Origin of the sequence: Shewanella sp. S1-49-MNA-CIBAN-0167 (genome assembly GCF_040310145.1) — a bacterium.
Taxonomy (GTDB): Bacteria; Pseudomonadota; Gammaproteobacteria; order Enterobacterales; family Shewanellaceae; genus Shewanella; species Shewanella psychromarinicola.
In genome coordinates, this window is the sequence record NZ_JBEOPO010000024.1 from 20,773 (window position 1) to 40,308 (window position 19,536).

The 19,536-nt window shown below is 41.0% G+C and carries 17 protein-coding genes and 1 riboswitch; of the genes, 12 read left to right on the plus strand and 5 right to left on the minus strand.

Annotated elements, in window-relative coordinates:
• Positions 1–279 precede the first annotated feature (279 nt).
• Entirely contained in the window at positions 280–2,070 is a 1,791-nt protein-coding gene (locus AAEZ00_RS12530) for an acyl-CoA dehydrogenase C-terminal domain-containing protein (RefSeq protein ID WP_351078595.1), read from the plus strand.
• Between the two features lie 103 nt (positions 2,071–2,173).
• Here AAEZ00_RS12530 and AAEZ00_RS12535 read toward each other — a convergent pair whose 3' ends face one another.
• The 4 genes from AAEZ00_RS12535 to AAEZ00_RS12550 all read right to left on the minus strand — a co-directional run bounded on the left by AAEZ00_RS12535 (position 2,174) and on the right by AAEZ00_RS12550 (position 6,866).
• Positions 2,174–2,752 carry a thymidine kinase gene (locus tag AAEZ00_RS12535; protein WP_101030177.1) on the minus strand — a complete coding sequence of 193 codons (579 nt, stop codon included), beginning with the start codon at positions 2,750–2,752 and terminating at the stop codon, positions 2,174–2,176.
• 169 nt (positions 2,753–2,921) lie between these two features.
• Positions 2,922–4,487 carry a Na+/H+ antiporter NhaC family protein gene (locus AAEZ00_RS12540; RefSeq protein WP_351078598.1) on the minus strand — a complete coding sequence of 522 codons (1,566 nt, stop codon included), beginning with the start codon at positions 4,485–4,487 and terminating at the stop codon, positions 2,922–2,924.
• 83 nt (positions 4,488–4,570) lie between these two features.
• Positions 4,571–4,788: riboswitch (Lysine riboswitch) on the minus strand.
• 403 nt (positions 4,789–5,191) lie between these two features.
• The gene (locus AAEZ00_RS12545) at positions 5,192–6,115 is read right to left on the minus strand and encodes an electron transfer flavoprotein subunit alpha/FixB family protein (protein ID WP_124013944.1); all 924 of its coding nucleotides are present in this window, start codon (positions 6,113–6,115) and stop codon (positions 5,192–5,194) included.
• A gap of 1 nt (position 6,116) precedes the next feature.
• Entirely contained in the window at positions 6,117–6,866 is a 750-nt protein-coding gene (locus tag AAEZ00_RS12550) for an electron transfer flavoprotein subunit beta/FixA family protein (RefSeq protein WP_101030174.1), read from the minus strand.
• Between the two features lie 445 nt (positions 6,867–7,311).
• Between AAEZ00_RS12550 and AAEZ00_RS12555 the strand changes: the two genes are divergently transcribed.
• The 11 genes from AAEZ00_RS12555 to AAEZ00_RS12605 all read left to right on the plus strand — a co-directional run bounded on the left by AAEZ00_RS12555 (position 7,312) and on the right by AAEZ00_RS12605 (position 17,712).
• On the plus strand, positions 7,312–7,722 hold the full coding sequence (locus AAEZ00_RS12555; RefSeq protein ID WP_351088695.1) for an H-NS histone family protein: 411 nt from the start codon (positions 7,312–7,314) through the stop codon (positions 7,720–7,722).
• A 161-nt stretch (positions 7,723–7,883) separates the two neighbouring features.
• Positions 7,884–8,279 carry an Rcs stress response system protein RcsF gene (gene rcsF, locus AAEZ00_RS12560; RefSeq protein WP_351088696.1) on the plus strand — a complete coding sequence of 132 codons (396 nt, stop codon included), beginning with the start codon at positions 7,884–7,886 and terminating at the stop codon, positions 8,277–8,279.
• Between the two features lie 113 nt (positions 8,280–8,392).
• A complete protein-coding gene (gene tsaA, locus AAEZ00_RS12565) occupies positions 8,393–9,181 on the plus strand; it encodes a tRNA (N6-threonylcarbamoyladenosine(37)-N6)-methyltransferase TrmO (protein ID WP_351088697.1) in 789 nt (262 codons plus the stop codon).
• Between the two features lie 4 nt (positions 9,182–9,185).
• Entirely contained in the window at positions 9,186–9,797 is a 612-nt protein-coding gene (locus AAEZ00_RS12570; protein ID WP_335689417.1) for an acyltransferase, read from the plus strand.
• Positions 9,798–10,124: 327 nt separating this feature from the next.
• A complete protein-coding gene (locus AAEZ00_RS12575; RefSeq protein WP_124013948.1) occupies positions 10,125–11,840 on the plus strand; it encodes a proline--tRNA ligase in 1,716 nt (571 codons plus the stop codon).
• Between the two features lie 264 nt (positions 11,841–12,104).
• Complete coding sequence (locus tag AAEZ00_RS12580) at positions 12,105–13,238, plus strand: patatin-like phospholipase family protein (RefSeq protein WP_124013949.1); 1,134 nt, start codon at positions 12,105–12,107, stop codon at positions 13,236–13,238.
• 790 nt (positions 13,239–14,028) lie between these two features.
• Positions 14,029–14,916, plus strand: coding sequence for a glucose-1-phosphate thymidylyltransferase RfbA (gene rfbA / locus AAEZ00_RS12585; protein WP_124013950.1), 888 nt, complete (start codon positions 14,029–14,031; stop codon positions 14,914–14,916).
• Complete coding sequence (gene rfbC, locus AAEZ00_RS12590) at positions 14,903–15,472, plus strand: dTDP-4-dehydrorhamnose 3,5-epimerase (RefSeq protein ID WP_124013951.1); 570 nt, start codon at positions 14,903–14,905, stop codon at positions 15,470–15,472. Before rfbA ends, rfbC begins: the two co-directional genes overlap by 14 nt.
• Complete coding sequence (gene rfbB, locus AAEZ00_RS12595) at positions 15,469–16,500, plus strand: dTDP-glucose 4,6-dehydratase (protein ID WP_101030165.1); 1,032 nt, start codon at positions 15,469–15,471, stop codon at positions 16,498–16,500. Before rfbC ends, rfbB begins: the two co-directional genes overlap by 4 nt.
• Positions 16,497–17,420 (plus strand): dTDP-4-dehydrorhamnose reductase, encoded by a 924-nt coding sequence (gene rfbD / locus AAEZ00_RS12600; protein WP_351078608.1) that lies wholly within the window; start codon positions 16,497–16,499, stop codon positions 17,418–17,420. The genes rfbB and rfbD overlap by 4 nt, the downstream gene beginning before the upstream one ends.
• A gap of 124 nt (positions 17,421–17,544) precedes the next feature.
• Positions 17,545–17,712: a small highly charged protein gene (locus tag AAEZ00_RS12605; RefSeq protein WP_101034621.1), complete on the plus strand. Its 168-nt coding sequence runs from the start codon at positions 17,545–17,547 to the stop codon at positions 17,710–17,712.
• A 309-nt stretch (positions 17,713–18,021) separates the two neighbouring features.
• Here the strand turns inward: AAEZ00_RS12605 and AAEZ00_RS12610 are convergent, their stop codons facing one another.
• On the minus strand, positions 18,022–19,419 hold the full coding sequence (locus AAEZ00_RS12610; protein WP_124013954.1) for a magnesium transporter: 1,398 nt from the start codon (positions 19,417–19,419) through the stop codon (positions 18,022–18,024).
• Between the last annotated feature and the right edge of the window lie 117 nt (positions 19,420–19,536).

Genomic DNA, 19,536 nt, shown 5'->3' on the forward strand with positions numbered 1-19,536 from the left:
TTGTGTTCGCTTGCTGTGTATAAAAACGCTTTCATTAGTACTGATCTTTTCAAGCCCAAGTAAGGTATTAACATAGCGGTAAGCAACAGATAGATTAAAGAGTAAATAAATCGTTACAGCTTCGCCAAAAAGATAAGTTTACCCTGATGTAAAAAACTGAGTTTTTACTCGAATTTGCGTATGTTAGATAAGCATACATAATCTGATTCGACCAGTAGCAATGGTTACGACTTGTTACCGAGACCAAACTTAAATATAACATAACCAAGGAACGACCTTATGCCAATTTACCAAGCTCCACTTCGTGATTATCAATTCATTCTGTCTGAACTGCTTAATGTTTATCAACAAACTGATTTACGCGGCTTTGATGAATTAGATGCAGATCTCACTGATGCAATTTTACAAGGTGTCGCCGACTTCACTACCGACATCATGTTGCCTCTCAATGCTAGTGGTGACTTGGAAGGTTGTAAACTGGTCGATGGCAAGGTCATTACCCCTTCTGGTTTTAAGCAAGCTTATAAGCAATATGTAGAAGATGGTTGGGCCACATTAACTTGCGATCCTGAGTTTGGCGGCCAAGGTCTGCCAGAAGTTATTGGCACATTTGCCACCGAAATGAAAACGGCTACTAATATGGCTTTTGCTATGTATCCAGGGTTAACCCATGGTGCTTATTCGGCTATTCATGTGCACGGCAGTGATGCATTAAAGCAAAAGTACTTAGCCAAGCTAGTCAGTGGCGAGTGGACCGGCACCATGAACTTAACCGAGTCCCATGCTGGTACCGATTTAGCGTTACTTCGCACCAAGGCTGTCCCAGCCGGTGATGAGCTTTTTGCCATTAGTGGTGAGAAAATCTTTATATCATCTGGTGATCATGATCTTGCCGAAAATATTATTCACTTAGTATTAGCTCGCCTGCCTGATGCGCCAGAAGGCGTTAAAGGGATTTCGTTATTCGCAGTGCCTAAGTTTTTAGTCAATGCCGATGGCAGCCTAGGCGAAGCAAACACTCTGAGTGCGACAGGCCTTGAACATAAAATGGGAATTCACGGCAACTCAACTTGTGTAATGCATTTTGACGGCGCAATAGGCGAATTAGTTGGCGCAGCGCATCAAGGCTTAAAAGCCATGTTCACCATGATGAACCAAGCGCGTTTAGGTGTCGGTATTCAAGGTTTAGGCGTATCCGATATTGCTTACCAAAATGCATTGGTCTATGCCAAAGATCGTATTCAAGGCCGCGCCTTAAGTGGTGTTAAACAACCTGAGAAAGCCGCAGACTCTTTGTTAGTGCATGGTGACATTCGACGTATGTTGTTATCACAAAAGTCTTTCAATGAAGGTACACGTGCGCTAATGGGCCAACAGGCGTTATGGCTTGACCAAGTAGAACGTCATGCAGACCCTGAAAAAGCTAAACAAGCTAATGCACTTGCCGCCTTGTTTACGCCTATTGTTAAAGGCTTTGTCACCGACCAAGGCTTTAAAGCTTGTGTTGATGCCCAGCAGGTTTATGGCGGGCATGGGTATATTAATGAATGGGGTATGGAGCAGTATGTGCGTGATATTCGTATCGCGATGATTTACGAAGGCACAAATGGCGTACAGGCTCTCGATTTAGTTGGCCGAAAACTACTGAGCGACAAAGGCGCAGCATTAACGGTATGGTCGGGCATGGTGAAACAGTTAATTCAAGAAAACGCTAGCAACGAAGCCATGAAGCCTTATATTGCAGGGTTAATGGATGCGGCGGGCGATCTTGAAAAAGCCACTGGCTTTATAGTGCAATCAGCCAGCAAAAAACCAGACCTTATTGGCGCAGCATCAATGCCGTATATGCAACTCTTTGGCATTACCGCACTCGCTTGGATGTGGACCCGTGTGGCGGCAACATCATTGGCCGCATTAGAGGCTGGCACTGAAGAAGCCGAGTTTTATCAAGCTAAGCTTAATACGGCAAAATTCTTCATGAGCTACTGGGGCAGCCAAACTCGCAGCCTACGCAAACAAATTGAGTCTAGCAGCGCCGATATTGTCGATTTCGCAGAAGCCGACTTTTAATCACGGTATGATGCTGTCAAAACAACCGTAAAAAATCCTAAAAAAAACCGCTTCAATATCCATTGAAGCGGTTTTTATTTTATTCTGTCGCAGTAATTAAGTGTTAATCCCACAAAAATTCGCGAAAATGTTTACGGCAAACCGACTCGTAACTTTCATTACCGCCAATCTCAACTTGCTCACCTTCGCGCATTGGATTACCTTCATGATCAAGGCGAACCACCATGTTGGCTTTACGGCCACAATGACAAATGGTTTTCAGTTCGACTAGCTTGTCTGCCCACGCTAATAAGTAATGACTTCCCGTAAACAATTCACCTTGAAAGTCATTGCGCAAGCCATAACATAACACCGGGATATCGAGGTTATCTACAACATGTGTTATCTGCCTGACTTGGGCTTTACTTAAAAACTGACATTCATCAATCAATACACAGTGAATTTTTTGCTCATGATTCGAAGTCGAAATTAACTCAGTTAAATTATCGGTGCTACCGAATACCTGTGCCTCAGTTTCAATACCAATACGCGATGCCACTTTACCAACACCATAACGATTATCTATTGATGCCGTCATCACTAACGTGTGCATACCGCGCTCACGATAATTATAAGAAGACTGCAGTAATGACGTTGATTTACCGGCATTCATCGCCGAATAGTAAAAATACAGTTGCGCCAAAGTTAAGCGTCCTAATGTTTAGCCAGATAATATCGTCCATATTACCTTTTCTAGCATCGTAATGAAAAACAAAAATGGCGTATTCGTTACCCATACGCCATTTTTCAATGCGACACAAAGTGAGACCATTCAGCTGAACAAGACCATCATTTACAAAAAGCAGCCTTATTCATATCGCGCATTTTCTAGCCCAAAAGCGCAGGATCACAATACTGATCACAAATAATATCGAGCAACAAACAAGCCCGGCCATTAATGAACCGGTAAAACCAAGTACGATATAACCCACTAAACTAATCAAGGCCGCAATAAGTGCATAAGGCAACTGAGTCACAACATGGTCAATATGATGGCAACTGGCTCCGGTTGATGACAAAATCGTGGTGTCTGAAATAGGCGAACAATGATCACCAAATACAGCACCAGAAAGCACCGCTGCCAGCATAGGTAACATCATAGTGCTATCACTGCCCATCGCCATATCGGCCGCTATCGGTAGCATAATGCCAAAGGTGCCCCAACTCGTTCCGGTTGAAAATGCGGTAATGCCAGCTAATAAAAATAACATTGCTGGTAACAAAGCAAATGGAATGTTGTCAGTAGCCAAACTGGCCATGTACTTACCGGTTTCAAGCTGACCAATTACGCTGGAAATAGTCCAAGCAAATAATAAAATGTAAATTGCAGGTAGCATTGAACGTGCACCAACAGACATTCCTTTGAACAGCATAGTCAGCTCAACTTTCTGCTGGAACGCTAACAATACGGTGACAATCAATCCCACTAAAGATCCAAAAAATAGAGAAAAACTGACGTCTGTATTTTCGAATGCGCCTAACACACTAAACACTTGGTCTTTGGCTACTAATGCCTCAGCGCCACTGGAAACCATAAAGTAAACGGTCGCAAACACTAATATGGCGATAGGTAAAAACAACCCAATCACTTTACCGGTGTCAGCTTCCGGTAAATCGGTCACGGCGCCAGGTGGCTTGCCTTTTGATTCATCAAATAAGTTACCTCGAAGTGCATTAAATTCATGCTGGCGCATTGGACCCACATCTAAGCCAAAAATCGCCACACACACTAATAACAGTAACGAGAACAACGCATAAAAGTTCATTGGGATCATTTGAATGAACACACTTAGATGACCAGAATCAGCAAAACCATGTGCCGTTAAAATACCGCCAATGAGCGCAATAATATATGCCCCCCAGCTCGATACAGGAGAAATAACGCAAATAGGAGCTGCAGTAGAGTCAAGAATATAGGCGAGTTTAGCGCGTGAAATATGATATCTGTCTGTAATAGGTCGAGAAATAGAACCCACAACTAAACTGTTGAAGTAATCATCAATAAAGACTACACAACCGAGAAAAATGGTCATTAACTTAGCATCACGCTTATTACGAATGCGCAGTTTAGCCCAATCGGCAAACGCTCGAGCCGATCCACTCACGGTGATCAGCGCAGTGATCATCCCAAGTACAATTAAAAACCCTAGAATATAGACATTCCATGAACTCAGTTCACCGTCTTTCCAGACAAGCTGGCTAGCGGTTTGCACGATATACTCACCCGTTCCAACCAGCGAAAACTGAGTGAGCAATAAGGCACCAAAAATAATACCTAAACCTAAGGATAATAAAACTTTACGGGTTAATATGGCTAACGTAATTGCCACAAGAGGAGGCAATACAGAAAGAGCCGAATCGGCATAACTTGTCATCATAATAGTTAATTTATGTCTTCGTTGGATACGAATGAAGCAAAACTAAAAATAAGACTAAGCATACACAGAAAGCATATGCACAACTTACTAGTAGCACTCCACAGTAATACCCATTTAATATGAATATCATTATTTTTATCTTATCGATAAAAAACACCATGACAGTGCAGTCCCTTTCAAGAACTGCCCCAACAAATGCGCTTGATAGACCCATTTGCTTCGGCATTGCATCCTTTTATGTTGAATTATTGGCATCACCCAATTCAACATGACTTTTATGCAACGCACCTCTACTTTTGTTGTTTGTACTTAAAGCTCATTACAAACAGCGCGAACATACAACCATAAGTAGCATATGCAATGCCAGTAAAAAACACTTAACCGAAGTGCAAATAACAATAACAATAACTTAAACCACAACCTATTAGCATTAATGTAACGTTTTTACATAAAACACACGCTAGCGTAACGGGCACAGAAATAGCAACGGCATACAAGCGTCGACATTTGAACGGAAACCTCTTTTCAAGATCAGGATAGATCCAGTAATAATCCAAAAGTAATCCAAAAGTAATCCAATAAAAAAGGTTTCTACCTTATGAGTAGAAACCGTTTAGAATCGATCGACAAGACGCTCAATAACACTTCTACATCAGTAGCCATTGCTGACTAGATCAACTCGCATCTCTCTAATTGAAGCCCGATTATACGAGATTATTCAGTGCTGGTACCGCTTCAAATAAATCGGCAACCAGTCCATAATCAGCCACTTGAAAAATAGGTGCTTCTGGATCTTTATTAATCGCTACAATCACTTTTGAATCTTTCATACCGGCAAGATGTTGAATCGCACCAGAAATACCTACCGCAATATACAAGTCAGGTGCGACAATCTTACCCGTTTGACCCACTTGTAAATCGTTTGGCACAAAACCAGCATCCACAGCCGCACGAGATGCGCCAACAGCCGCGCCTAGTTTATCTGCCAATTGCTCTAATAAAGCAAAGTTCTCACCGTTACCCATGCCACGGCCACCAGACACAATAATGCCTGCATTACCGAGTTCAGGACGGACTGATTCAGTTAACGATTGAGATACAAATTCAGTGCGGGCATCAATTGCTTGACTTAAGTTTATCGCTTCAGCACTGCCTGTTGAGGCCGCAGCATCAAAGGCACTTGAGCGCACGGTCATGACTTTCTTGGCATCCAAGCTCTGTACTGTAGCAAGTGCATTACCAGCATAAATAGGGCGTACAAAAGTGTCACTGCTTACCACTTCAATCACTTCAGAAATCTGAGCAACGTCTAATAATGCTGCCACACGAGGTAAGGTATCTTTACCTACGCTCGAAGCCGCAGCCAAAATGTATTCGTAATCCGCCGCTATTTCAACGACCAGTTTTGAAACATTTTCAGCTAATTGAGCACCATATAATGCCGCATCTGCTACTAAGACTTTACTCACACCCGCTAAACTTTGTGCTGCACTTACCGCGGCAGAACAATCAACACCAGCAACCAATACATGAATATCACCACCAATGGCTGCAGCAGCGCTAACCACTTTAGCCGTATCAGTTTTCAGACTGATATTATCGTGTTCTGCTAATACTAAAATGGTCATATTAGATCACCTTCGCTTCATTTTTTAACTTATCAACTAACTCTTCAACAGAAGACACCATGATGCCTGCTTTACGCTCAACAGGAGGCGTAACGCTTAGTACCGTTTGATGTGTCTTCAAGCTCACACCAAGATCTGCTACCGTCATTATCTCTAATGGCTTACGCTTAGCCTTCATAATATTAGGTAATGAAGCATAACGAGGCTCATTCAAACGTAAGTCAACCGTAACAATCGCAGGTAATGGCATTTTTAAGGTTTGTAACCCACCATCTACCTCACGGATAACCGTAACAATATCACCCTCAACGTTGACTTCTGATGCAAATGTTGCTTGTGGCATATCAGTTAACGCCGCTAACATTTGTCCAGTTTGATTGTTATCGCCATCAATTGACTGCTTACCAAAAATAATTAATTGCGCTTGCTCTTTTTCTTGCACCGCTTTTAATAGCTTTGCAATAGACAACGGCACTAGCTCTTCATCGGTTTCAATATGTATCGCTCGGTCTGCACCTAATGCCATTGCTGTTCTTAATTGTTCTTGCACCGCTTTAGAACCAACACTCACTACCACAACTTCAGTAGCAATACCGGCTTCTTTTAAGCGAACAGCCTCTTCTATCGCAATTTCGCAAAATGGGTTTAACGCCATTTTAAGGTTTGTCATATCAACACTTGTGTTGTCAGCTTTTACTCTGACCTTCACATTGGAATCGACTACGCGTTTAACTGGCACCAATACTTTCATAGGGTTTCCTTCCTACACCTTCAATGTATTTGGACAACACATTGGCGTTTGCCAATGCAAGATGGGTTAACTTTACGTCCTGTTAACGTGAACGTCAATCAAAGTCAAACGCTTGTTTACATATTTTTTGTTGTTATGGTGGCAATCAAACTAAACAAACAGAGTTGAATTAGGGCTTAATGAGAAAGCTGAGTTAAATTTTATTTCATAAACAGATAATTTAATTTGATTCAATGCCAAATAGTTTCTATTATTACATCTATATTCAGTATTTATTTAGCTGTATTGGTAATAATTAGACAAATAATCTGATTTATATCTGATTTATATCTGATTTAGATTAAGAATATCGACTAAATAAACCATCAGTGGCACTGAAACGTTAATAACTTTATATCTTATAACTGTTTATTTTTATAAATCAATCATTAGGAAACTACATATCATGAGTGACTTTTTACACATATTAACCCACGGTCGCCGTTTTAAAGCTGCAGTAAAAGAATTGTCGCTTGATGATTTGCGTGAAGCCGCTGCAAAATTAGAAAAAATTATTGCCGAACGTCAAGAAGAAGATAAATTAGAACTCGAAGCTAATGCTGAGCGTAATGCACGTATTGCTGAAATTCTTGCCCAAATTCAAAACAGTGGTTTATCAATTGAAGATTTAGGTGAAGTCACCTCTTCAGCTAAAACGTCGACCAAAAAACGTGCACCACGTCCACCAAAATATCAAATCACCATTGATGACAAATTAATTCAATGGACTGGTCAAGGACGTATGCCAACCGTATTCAAACAACAAGTTGATAGCGGAAAGAACATGGCTGAATTTTTAATTCCTGGTATGGAATAATTTTCTGACTTAATGGTTAACAACACAATTATCCCTTAAATTTGAAAAGAGCTTACTTCGGTAAGCTCTTTTTTTATGGCCTTTAATCGCTTTATCATCGCCATCAGACAAGGTAAACTCACCCTTGTTGATCCATTTCCCATTAATAGAAGGTTACGGCTATGACTTTTCCTCTTAAACCTATTTTTATTGTCTCCGGTATCGCATTATTATTGAGTGCTTGTGCAAGTGATTACACATTCAAAAGTAATTTAGACAGTAAAAATATCAATGATTACTTTAAAGCCAGTGATGTCCAATTATACGAAGGTAACCAACTACCAAAAGGACCGTTTGCAGTATTAGGCTTAGTTGAAGGTGAAGCCTGTCAAGAAAGCAGCCAAGATGCACCGCCACAAATGGCCGTTGCACGTACCAATGCTAGAAGAGCAGCAGCCGATTTGGGCGCTAATGGATTCGTGGTTAAAAGTTGCTTTATTATTGCAGAAGCGGACACCAGTTGTTTTAGTCGTGCACTATGCGTAGGTCAAGCCATTAAAACGCCTACAGAAAAATAATAACTCAATATAATATATTGGTAGCCTATAAATGATGAGTGCCCATATAATACTCATCAAGATTTTTTATATTTTATGTCTGATTTCCTTTTTATGTTTAATCCAGGTATTGCATGACACAAGGTAACGATCAACACGGTCAAACAGATCCTATAAATAACAGATCTCGCGTTCCATTTAGCAGCCAATTAAATGCTGTTGCAATATGCCGAACACCTTATAAACAAAAGTTTGGCATTCCGCGTCAGCCCGGCTTAGTCGATGTGGTTGGTTATATTGAATTTGAACCTGCTTTTAATCACATTGATGCCGTCAGAGGGATAGAACAAAACTCGCACTTATGGTTATTATTTTGTTTCCATGAAAATATAGCACAAGGCTGGAAAACGATGGTACGCCCTCCCCGTTTAGGTGGTAATGAAAAATTGGGCGTATTTGCCACACGCTCAACGTTTCGCCCCAATGGTATTGGCCAGTCAGTGGTCAAACTCCATGGCGTGGTTCAACGCAAAGGTAAAGTCTGTTTAATAATATCGGGGATGGATTTATTAGACGGTACTCCCATCATTGATATTAAACCGTATATTCCTTTTTCTGATGCCATTGTCGATGCAAAAAGCGGCATAGCCCAAGATGCTCCCGTACTTATTGCGGTAACTTATACCGCAATAGCGCTGACACAAATAGCTCAATATGCTGCTATAGAACAATACCAAGGCTTAGCCGAATTAATTAACGGGGTATTATCTCAAGACCCGCGACCCGCTTATAAAAAAAATAAAGATGACTCCAAATTATATCAAGTTGCATTGTACGATTTAGATATTTTTTGGCATATCACTTCTCAAGGTATCGAAGTATTAGAGCTTAAACCGACCAAAGTGACATTATTAAAGGATTAAGCCAATGACAGACATTGATTACCAAGCTCAACACAAAAAACGTTTGTCATGGATGCCATGGCTGTATTTTTCGCTTAAAGCAAAACATTTAGCATGGGCAAAGCCCTGGCAAGATGACATTCAGCAGCGGTTGCGTCAGCTTGAAACCATTCATATTGGTGAACAATGCTTTATAGCGCCACAAGCTCAGCTTTTTGCCGAACCCGGTAGAGACATTAGCATTGGAGATCAATGCATGATTGCCGCCGAAGTGTTTATGCATGGTCCAATCACCCTAGGCAATGAAGTGGCCATTAATCATGGTTGTAGCTTAGATGGCGGCCGCAACGGCATCAAAATTGGCAGCCAAACCCGCATTGCTAATAACGTGACTATATATGCCTTTAATCATGGCATGTCACCCGACACCCCCGTTTATCAACAACCCGCAACATCAAAAGGTGTCGTGATTGGCCAAGATGTATGGATTGGCGCTCAAGCAGGCATTGTTGACGGTGTGACCATTGGGGATCATGCTGTTATTGGTATGGGCTGCATTGTCACAAAAGATGTTCCACACTACGCCATTGTTGCTGGTAATCCTGCCCGAGTCATTGGCGATAGACGTAAAAAATAACCTCAAATTGGAATAGAAGATGAGTTAAATCGACAAAAACGGATTGACTTCAAGTCTGCAATATCAAACTTTCCATTTGTTTACCAACAAGGCGCATTGATGCGTCAATAGCGTCCCTATAGCAATTTAATGTCTACGTGAATACAACACAGATAGCAGGACAAAGAGTGGTTTGATAACCGTTTATTATCCGGCGCGGAAGTTAAATAATAATATCCCACCATTAAAGCACCACAAAGCCTACTTTTGAGTCGAATTAGCAGGTGACATCATTGAAGCAGGTGCTAAAATGATGCTCATTCATAGTAACTATTTTGGACATTGGGAATGCGAGTTAGCAAGTACCTGCTTTCAACACAAAAAGAAACCCCTGCAAATGCAGAGGTGGTTAGTCATCAGTTAATGTTACGTGCCGGTATGATCCGTCGTAATGCTTCAGGTCTCTACACTTGGCTGCCGTCAGGTTTACGTGTATTACGTAAAGTTGAAGCTATTGTTCGTGAAGAAATGAACAAAACAGGCGCTATCGAAATATTAATGCCGTTAGTACAACCTGCTGATCTATGGGTTGAAACAGGCCGTTGGGACAAATTTGGTCCTGAGTTATTGCGTTTCCAAGACCGTAATAATCGTGACTTTGTATTGGGACCAACCCATGAAGAAGTGATCACCGATTTAGTCCGTAAAGAGCTAAACTCATACAAACAACTGCCGTTAACACTATACCAAGTACAAACCAAATTCCGTGATGAAGTACGTCCACGTTTTGGCGTCATGCGCGCGCGCGAATTCTTGATGAAAGATGCCTATTCTTTCCATTTAGATCAACAAACCATGGACAGTACTTACCATGCAATGCATACCGCATACAGCAATATACTGACTCGTATGGGCTTATCGTTCCGCCCTGTACTAGCTGATACGGGCTCTATTGGTGGCAGCATGTCGCATGAATTCCATGTGCTCGCAAGCAGTGGTGAAGATTTAATCGCTTATTCAACGGGCAGCGACTATGCCGCTAACATTGAAAAAGCTGAATCACCTATGCCAACCCAAACACGCGCAGAGCCAACTGAAGCAATGACGTTGGTCGCGACACCTAACGCAAAAACAATTGCCGAATTGGTTGAGCAATTTAATGTCGTCATCACCCAAACAGTTAAAACCTTAATTGTTAAAGGCGCGACTGAAGAAGCACCATTGGTGGCATTAGTTATCCGTGGCGATCATGAACTTAACGAAGTCAAAGCCGACAAGCTTGAATTAGTCGCATCGCCATTTGAATTTGCATCAGAAGCTGAAATTCGAGAAGCCGTTGGCGCAGGTCCTGGTTCTATCGGACCTGTCGGCTTAACTATGCCGATTATTGTTGATCACAGTGTTACTGTGATGAGCGATTTTGCCGCAGGTGCTAACGCTGAAGATAAGCATTATTTCGGTATCAACTGGGAGCGAGATTTCCCTTTAGCAACCGCTGCTGACATTCGTAATGTGGTTGAAGGTGAACCGACCCCAGATGGCCTTGGTACTTATGCAATGGCTCGTGGTATTGAAGTCGGCCATATTTTCCAGTTAGGAACAAGTTACTCTACATCAATGAATGCCACAGTGTTAGATGAAAACGGCAAAGCACAGGTGTTGTTGATGGGTTGTTATGGTGTCGGCGTGAGCCGTATTGTGGCTGCTGCCATTGAGCAAAACAACGATGATCGCGGCATTATTTGGCCAGAAGCAATTGCACCATTCACGGTGGGTATTTTACCCATGAATATGCATAAATCCCATCGCGTTGCTGACATCGCTGAAAAACTTTACCAAGACTTAGCGGATGCCGGTATTGAAGTATTAATGGATGATCGTAAAGAACGTCCTGGTGTTATGTTTGCTGATATGGAATTAATCGGTTTACCCCATGTTGTGGTTATTGGCGACCGCAATATCGATGCTGGCGTATTTGAGTACAAAAATCGTCGTACTGGTGAGAAACAAGATATCCCATTTGATGAGATTGTGGCGTTTTTAACCAAGGCCGCTAAAGGTTAACCCTTAATAATTAACAACAATACATTTTAAAAACGCACTTTATGGTGCGTTTTTTTATTGCTTCAAGAAAAACAGATGATACCTTTTTGATCAGTAATATTTAATGTTCAATGCTTAATGCTTACTGTTTACTCATAGACTGCTTACTCGCATTAAGATGAGAAACAGACGATAAATAGCATAGTCGACTTATTGGTAACTGGTATAAACTCGAAAAAGAATTCATACTAAAAATAAGTACATTTAAAACATTAAGGATAGATATTGTCAGTATCAACAGCATTAGTTTTAGGTGGCGGTGGGGCAAGAGCTGCGTATCAAATAGGCGTATTGAAAGCGCTAGTGCAGTTTTACCCACGCAACCATAATGTCCCATTTGATATCATTTGCGGGACATCGGCAGGAGCCATTAACGCAACATCTCTGGCAACCCACGCATCTTGCTTCCATTTGGGCATAAAAAAACTGGATTGGGTGTGGCGTCATTTTGAAACCCATAAAGTCTATCGGGCTTCCATCCCCCAAGTGTTAAGACATTTGGGCCGAATGGCAATCAAAGGCTTACAAGACGACAAGGTGAGTACGGACGCAGCAAGCCTACTTGATAATCAACCATTACGTGAATTATTGGATAAACTTATCGATTTTAAAAGAATCGACCGCAACATCAGTAACGATGCACTCAAGGCAATAAGTGTCGACGCCTCGAGTTATAACAATTCACGATCATATAGTTTTTATCAGGGCAATAAACACATTGAAAATTGGCAAAGTGCTAAACGAAGTGGTATTCGCAGCTTATTAAATACTGAGCATTTACTCGCAAGCTCTGCTATCCCAATGGTCTTTCCATCAATTAAACTTAATCAGGCTTATTATTGCGATGGGTCAGTCCATCAACTCTCTCCCTTATCAAGTCCGGTCCACCTTGGTGCCAATAAAATATTTGTTATTAATTTAGAAAGTCCACACAAAAATGTCCCTATCGAGTTTGAATATCATCCTAAAACAGCAACAATAGGAGGACATTTATTAGACACGATTTTTTCGGATACATTAAACAGTGATTTAGAAAGGTTACAGAGAGAAAATCAAACATTGTCATTCATGTCGAAAGAAGGACGTGACTCATTAAATCTTCGCCATATAGAGACATTGGTCATAAAGCCCAGTCAAGATCTCAGCCGAATTGCGGATCGATTTTATGATGACATGCCATTTGCAATCAAAATCTTATTGAAGTTTTTTGGCATTAATCGACAGTCAGATTCAAGTATCGTCTCATATCTATTGTTCGAAAAAAGCTATACCACAACCTTGATTGATTTGGGTTATCAAGATGCAATGGATAGAATAGATGAGATAAAACAATTTTTTGATATCCCGACTAAAGTTTAACCATTAAAGCGCAAAATATATGCGTTAGCTATATTTTAACGCCAGGATCGGTTGATGATAAAAGCACGAGTACACTCTGGTCACCTATTATCAAGTAATCCTTATGATACTGGTTTAACTTGAGTCAAATAGCCATTTAAAAATAATCTCTTAAAACGATTTGTTAAAAACAATCGTTTAAAAATAATCGTTTAAAAAAAATAACTTAAAAACAATCATTTAAAATAGTATCACCTACTCTAGAAAATCCTTTTGTAGTTTTTTATCATTGAGTGTAGACACATAACACCAAAACTGCTGAGGATAATATGCACGACAATTTTGTATCTAAAGGGGGCTTAGATGAAAATTTATGCTTAGTACTCGGATGGGTAATCTTAGGCTGCAGCCAACCGACTAAACAATCTCACGATTGATATAGCAACAAGCTGCAAAGCAACCTTGCAATGGCAGGTGTTTATCGTGGCATGTTCCCTTGCCCAAACTCGAACTTACATGCACCATCCACACCATAGGTTTAGACAGCGATCCTCATCCCTATCGAGGTAAAGGCACCTTCAAATAGGATCAAACGAGTAATATTATCATTTAGATCGCGACCATATTTATCGAGTCTATTCAGATCCCTTATCTTTATTAGATGTTAAATTTCAGCGAATTAAAGGCCCTGATGCAGAGCGATATAGCCTTGATATAATTGAAGGCTTAGGTAAATAACACCCATAACAAATCTGCTTAATTGATTTTAGCTGTGCTAAAATTCACTTATGAATCACTTAAAGAAAGATTGATGAGAAAAGGTATTTTATTAGCTGGAGGTTTAGGCACTCGACTATTTCCTATCACCCAAGTTGTCTGTAAACAGTTATTACCCGTTTACGATAAACCTATGGTTTATTATCCGCTATGCACATTGATGCAGGCTGGTATTACAGAGATTTTGCTTATTTGCACGCCTACCGATCTGCCTCTTTTTAAATCACTGCTGCACAATGGCCATCAATGGGGTATTAACATTGAATTTGCAACACAAGCAAAGCCTAAAGGACTCGCACAAGCACTCATTATTGCTGAACATTTTCTAAATGGTAGTCCTTGTGCAATGATTTTAGGGGATAATTTATTTTATGGCCATCAATTACAGCACACTCTACAATCAACGAATAAAATATCATCTGCCACCGTCTTTGGTTATCACGTTGCTAATCCACAAGCTTATGGGGTTATTGAGTTTGATAAACATAATCAAGTACTTTCTATTACAGAAAAGCCCGCTAAACCCAAATCAAATTTTGCCATGCCAGGGCTGTATTTTTTCGACAACAAGGCAAGCTATTACGCTAAGCAAGTCTTCCCCTCTGAAAGAGGAGAACTCGAAATAGTGGATGTGATAAATCAATATCTTGATAATAATAATCTTCAAGTCAATATCTTAGGCCGAGGAACCGCTTGGCTAGACACTGGTACACCCGATGCCATGGCAGAAGCGACACAATACATAGCTGCAATAGAAAAACGCCAAGGTTTAAAAGTGTCCTGCCCTGAGGAAATAGCCTATTCGATGGGATTAATTGATCAATTACAACTCAAAAAACTGGCTAAGCCACTGTTAAAAAGTGGTTATGGTGAATACTTACTGTCTCTATTAAATAAGAATTTTCCAGATGAAATGGATTAACACTCAACTCAAAGACGTGATGATTTTTAGCCCACGTAAGTTCATTGATGAGCGTGGATTCTTTATGGAAACGTTACGCCAAAACACCTTTAGTGACGCGTTTACTCAAAACAACTTAGATGTTCCTCAACTAGTCCAAGAAAATCAATCGCGTTCTATTAACAATGTCTTACGTGGACTTCACTTCCAGCAACACTTCCCTCAAGGTAAATTAATCCGGGTAGCAAGAGGAAGCATCTTTGACGTTGCTGTCGACATTCGTCAAGGGTCTACAACGTATGGTCAGTGGATAGGCCAAGAAATCTCAGACGAAAATGGCTATCAAATGTGGATCCCTGCGGGATTTGCTCATGGCTTTTACGTATTGTCTGACATCGCTGATGTTATTTATAAATGTTCACAATATTATCGACCAGATGATGATCAAACCATCGCATGGAATGATCCCGTGCTCAATATTCAATGGCCATTAAAACAACACCTTGCTCCTCTCGTCTCAGACAAAGATAACCCGATGCTAAACCCTAAGGTTATCTCATTTGGCCTAAAACAATGACACACAGAAACGAACAAGCACTCGCAATACTGATTACTGGTGGTTGTGGATTTATTGGATCGGCACTAATCAGATTTATCATTAATTTTACCCATCACAGTGTCATTAATATCGATAAGCTGACATATGCAGCGGATCCCAGCAGCCTTAAAATGCTAAACCAAAGTCAACGATACCATTTCATCGAAGGCGATATCTGTGATGCTCAATTATTAACCCAAGTATTTAATCGGTTTCAACCCGACGCCGTCATGCATTTAGCGGCAGAGACTCATGTTGATCGATCCATTTCAGGTCCTGCAGAATTTATTCAGACTAATATAGTCGGTACTTATCAACTTTTAGAAGCCAGCAGACAATTTTATAATGGTTTATTGAGCGCTAAGGCTGCACGATTTCGCTTCCATCATATTTCGACTGATGAGGTATTTGGTGACTTACCCGGCACAGGCTTTTTCAATGAGCAAAGTGCTTATGCACCCAGCTCACCTTACTCAGCAAGTAAAGCATCAAGCGATCATCTAGTCAAAGCCTGGTATCGAACCTATGGTTTACCCATTTTAATCAGTTATTGTTCTAATAATTATGGCCCATACCAACATCCAGAAAAACTGATCCCATTGACCATTACCCGCGCTATAGCGGGTGAGCAAATTCCTATCTATGGTAATGGTCTACAAATTCGAGACTGGCTTTATGTCGATGATCATGTTGAAGCTTTACTGACAATATTAACCTTAGGCAACGTGGGTGAAACCTATACGGTAGGCGGCAATAATGAGCAAACTAATATTGAGGTAGTGAGGTCGATTTGCGCACACCTTAGCCAATTACTCCCGGATCATCGCCTTGCTAGTGGCAATGGCTTTACCTCACTCATTGAGCATATTGAAGATAGACCCGGACATGATCGTCGCTATGCCATTGATGCCAGTAAATTGGCCACAACATTGAATTGGACACCTAAACATACCTTCTTTAATGGCTTATACCGCACTGTCCAATGGTATTTGGCTCACGTTCAATGAAAATATTAACCTTTGGTCAAACAGGTCAACTAGCCCGAGCCTTAAAACGTACTCAGCCTAATACGGTGGAACTGATCCAGCTCAGCCACCAACAAGTTGATATTACTCAGCCACAACGTATTGACGAAGCATTGGCTTATTATCGACCCAATATCATCATTAACTGCGCAGCCTATACCAACGTCGAAAAAGCCGAAATCAACCCTGAGTCCGCGATAAAAACCAATGCATTAGCCGTTGAGTATATCGCTAAAGCGGCCAGTGCTTATGGGATTAAACTGATCCAATTGTCAACAGATTATGTATTCGATGGCGGCTCATCGACACCTTATTTGGTGACACAAAAACCAGCGGCTATTAATACTTATGGGCAATCAAAATTACTCGCAGAAGCAACACTACTGAGCTACCAATCTGATCTATTTTGCATTGTACGTACCTCTTGGCTTTACCATCATACTGGCAATAATTTTCTGACCACTATGCTGAAGTTAATGTCACAGACGCATAATCAGGCAGCCATAGGCTCAAGTAAAGAAAACCCGATTAATATTGTTAATGACCAAACCGGCAGCCCGACAATGGTTGATGATCTTGCGCGTTTTTTGTGGAAACTGTGTTTACAAAAACAATGGTCAGCTATTTACCATTGGAGTGATGCTGGCATATGCACTTGGTATGAGTTTGCACAAGCGATAAAAACACAAGCGATAGGGTTAGGCTTATTACGTCAACCGATTTATTTACAGCCTATAACATCAGAACAATATGCTTCAATCGTCAATAGGCCAGTATTTAGTGCGCTAGATAGCGGTTTATCACACACCATTGCCACACAAAACCCCTGGCAACAACAATTATCCCTATGCCTAAATGAACTCAAACACAGCAAAGAATGTTTATTTGTCGCCAAAAATTGAATTGTCATTTCTACGTGCAATAATTTTTACCATCAAGGATTAAATATTTCGCTTTAGCTTATTATTAACTTTAGGTAAAAAAGGGGTTGTACCAAAAAAGGTACAGTTATCTGGAATGTTAAAAATGTCACACTCATTTGAATTTGATGAAGACGATGCGCCATGGGGCGATAACATCGAGGGAAAGGGAAAACCAAAATCGAAAAAAGTAAAACAACGCCGCCGAGATACCAAGCGAGGCTACTTTGACGATAATCCAGAAATGGAGTTAGCGCCTCCTAAGTGGAAATAATTTAACCGCATTGTCTCATCGAGTTTAAAAAGCAAGTTACCTGTAACTTGCTTTTTTATTGTCAAAAAATGACCTTGAGAGACTCACGAGCATTTAAATGACCTCAACTTGGAATAAGATATAGGCTAAACCGATAGCAATAAGTCTCTTTCAAGTCAGGCTATATTAAACGTGTCATTTGTTTTACCCGCAAGGCGAATTGAAGCTAAATAACAGCATACGTGATAATCGTCGAGGCGCTGGACAACGTTAACCAAAGGCTAGCCCAATGTTGACTCAGTGCATTTCGATGTAAGCAATGCCGCACCTTTACAGATACAATATGGTGGCCAATCCCAAGAAGGTAAAAAAACCTACCACGTCGGTGACAGTGGTGAGAATGACCGATCCTGATAATGCCGCATCTTGATTAAAACGTTGTAAGATCATTGGCACCATAACACCCGCAATAGCCGCAACCGCCATATTAATTAAGATGGCACAACCAATTACAATGCCCATTATCGTATCGTTAAACCACCACCCGGCAACAATACCAATGACAATCGACCACAACATGCCGTTAAGTGCACCGATCCCGAGTTCGTTTTTCATCAACGACATCACGTTACCGGCAGAAATCTGCCCCATTGCCATACCGCGGATCATCAGTGTTAACGATTGGCTACCAGCAATACCGCCCATTGAAGCCACAATAGGCATCAATACCGCTAATGCCACCACTTGCGACAACACATTTTCAAATAATCCAATGGTCGCAGAAGCTAAAAAAGCAGTGAGTAAGTTAATCCCTAGCCACACTGCACGACGTTTTGCTCCCACCATAATTGGAGCAAACAAATCGTCGTGTTCATCCATACCTGCGGTTGCCATTAATTGTGCTTCGTAATGTTCACGCACTAGGGCTGTAGCCGTTCTCAGTGTCATTCGGCCAATCAATATACCGTCATCATCGACAACCGGTAATTCAAGCTCACGACTATGCTCAATGGCTTCGGCCGCTTCGATCAAAGATGAGTCGGCAGAGATCACCCGGCTGTCTTCCCATATTAATACCTGTAATTGGGTATCAAGATCGGTCGTTTTAAAAACATCATAACGACGCACTGTCCCTAGATATTTATCGTTATTATCCACCAAAAAAAGGTGGTCATTACAATCTAAATCAATTCGACGAAAAAAACGTTGCCCTTGCGCGACCGTAGACGTAAGACTTAATGCCAACATTTGGTGATCAGCATAACGACCGATTTCATTATCAGAATATTGATCATACAGTTCGAAGTGCTTGCGCTGACGCTCCCCCATCTGTGCTAATGCACGATCGGTAATATTGTCTGGTAACGTATCACTCCACTCGATAAGATCTTCGGGACTTAATTGCGAAAAGAGTAAGTCTAACTCCTCGTCTGGCATTTTTTTCACTATGCCTAAACGAGGATCTGCACGCATTAAGTTTAAAACGTCAACACGCTCTTCTACATCAACTTGCTGCCAACGTTCATAACGCTCATCCAGCGGTAACGATTCTAAAAGTAAAGCAATTGTACCTGGTTCAGCTTCAGTCAAAATCTCACTGAACATTTCGGCCTGCTCATCACCCTCGGCTTCCGTTAATAAATGTACCACGTGACTGACATCAGCTTGTGGCTGCGAATTGGAGTCGATTTCATCTTCAGAGTTAAGTTCGTTCTTCAATTCATTCATAAGCCCGTCCTTAATCCTTGATAGTAAATTATGCGCAAACTATATTGAAATTAGTATTTATAAGCAAATAGATAAATTAAGTTGCGCGCAACTTAATTGCCAGCCAACCATATTTGT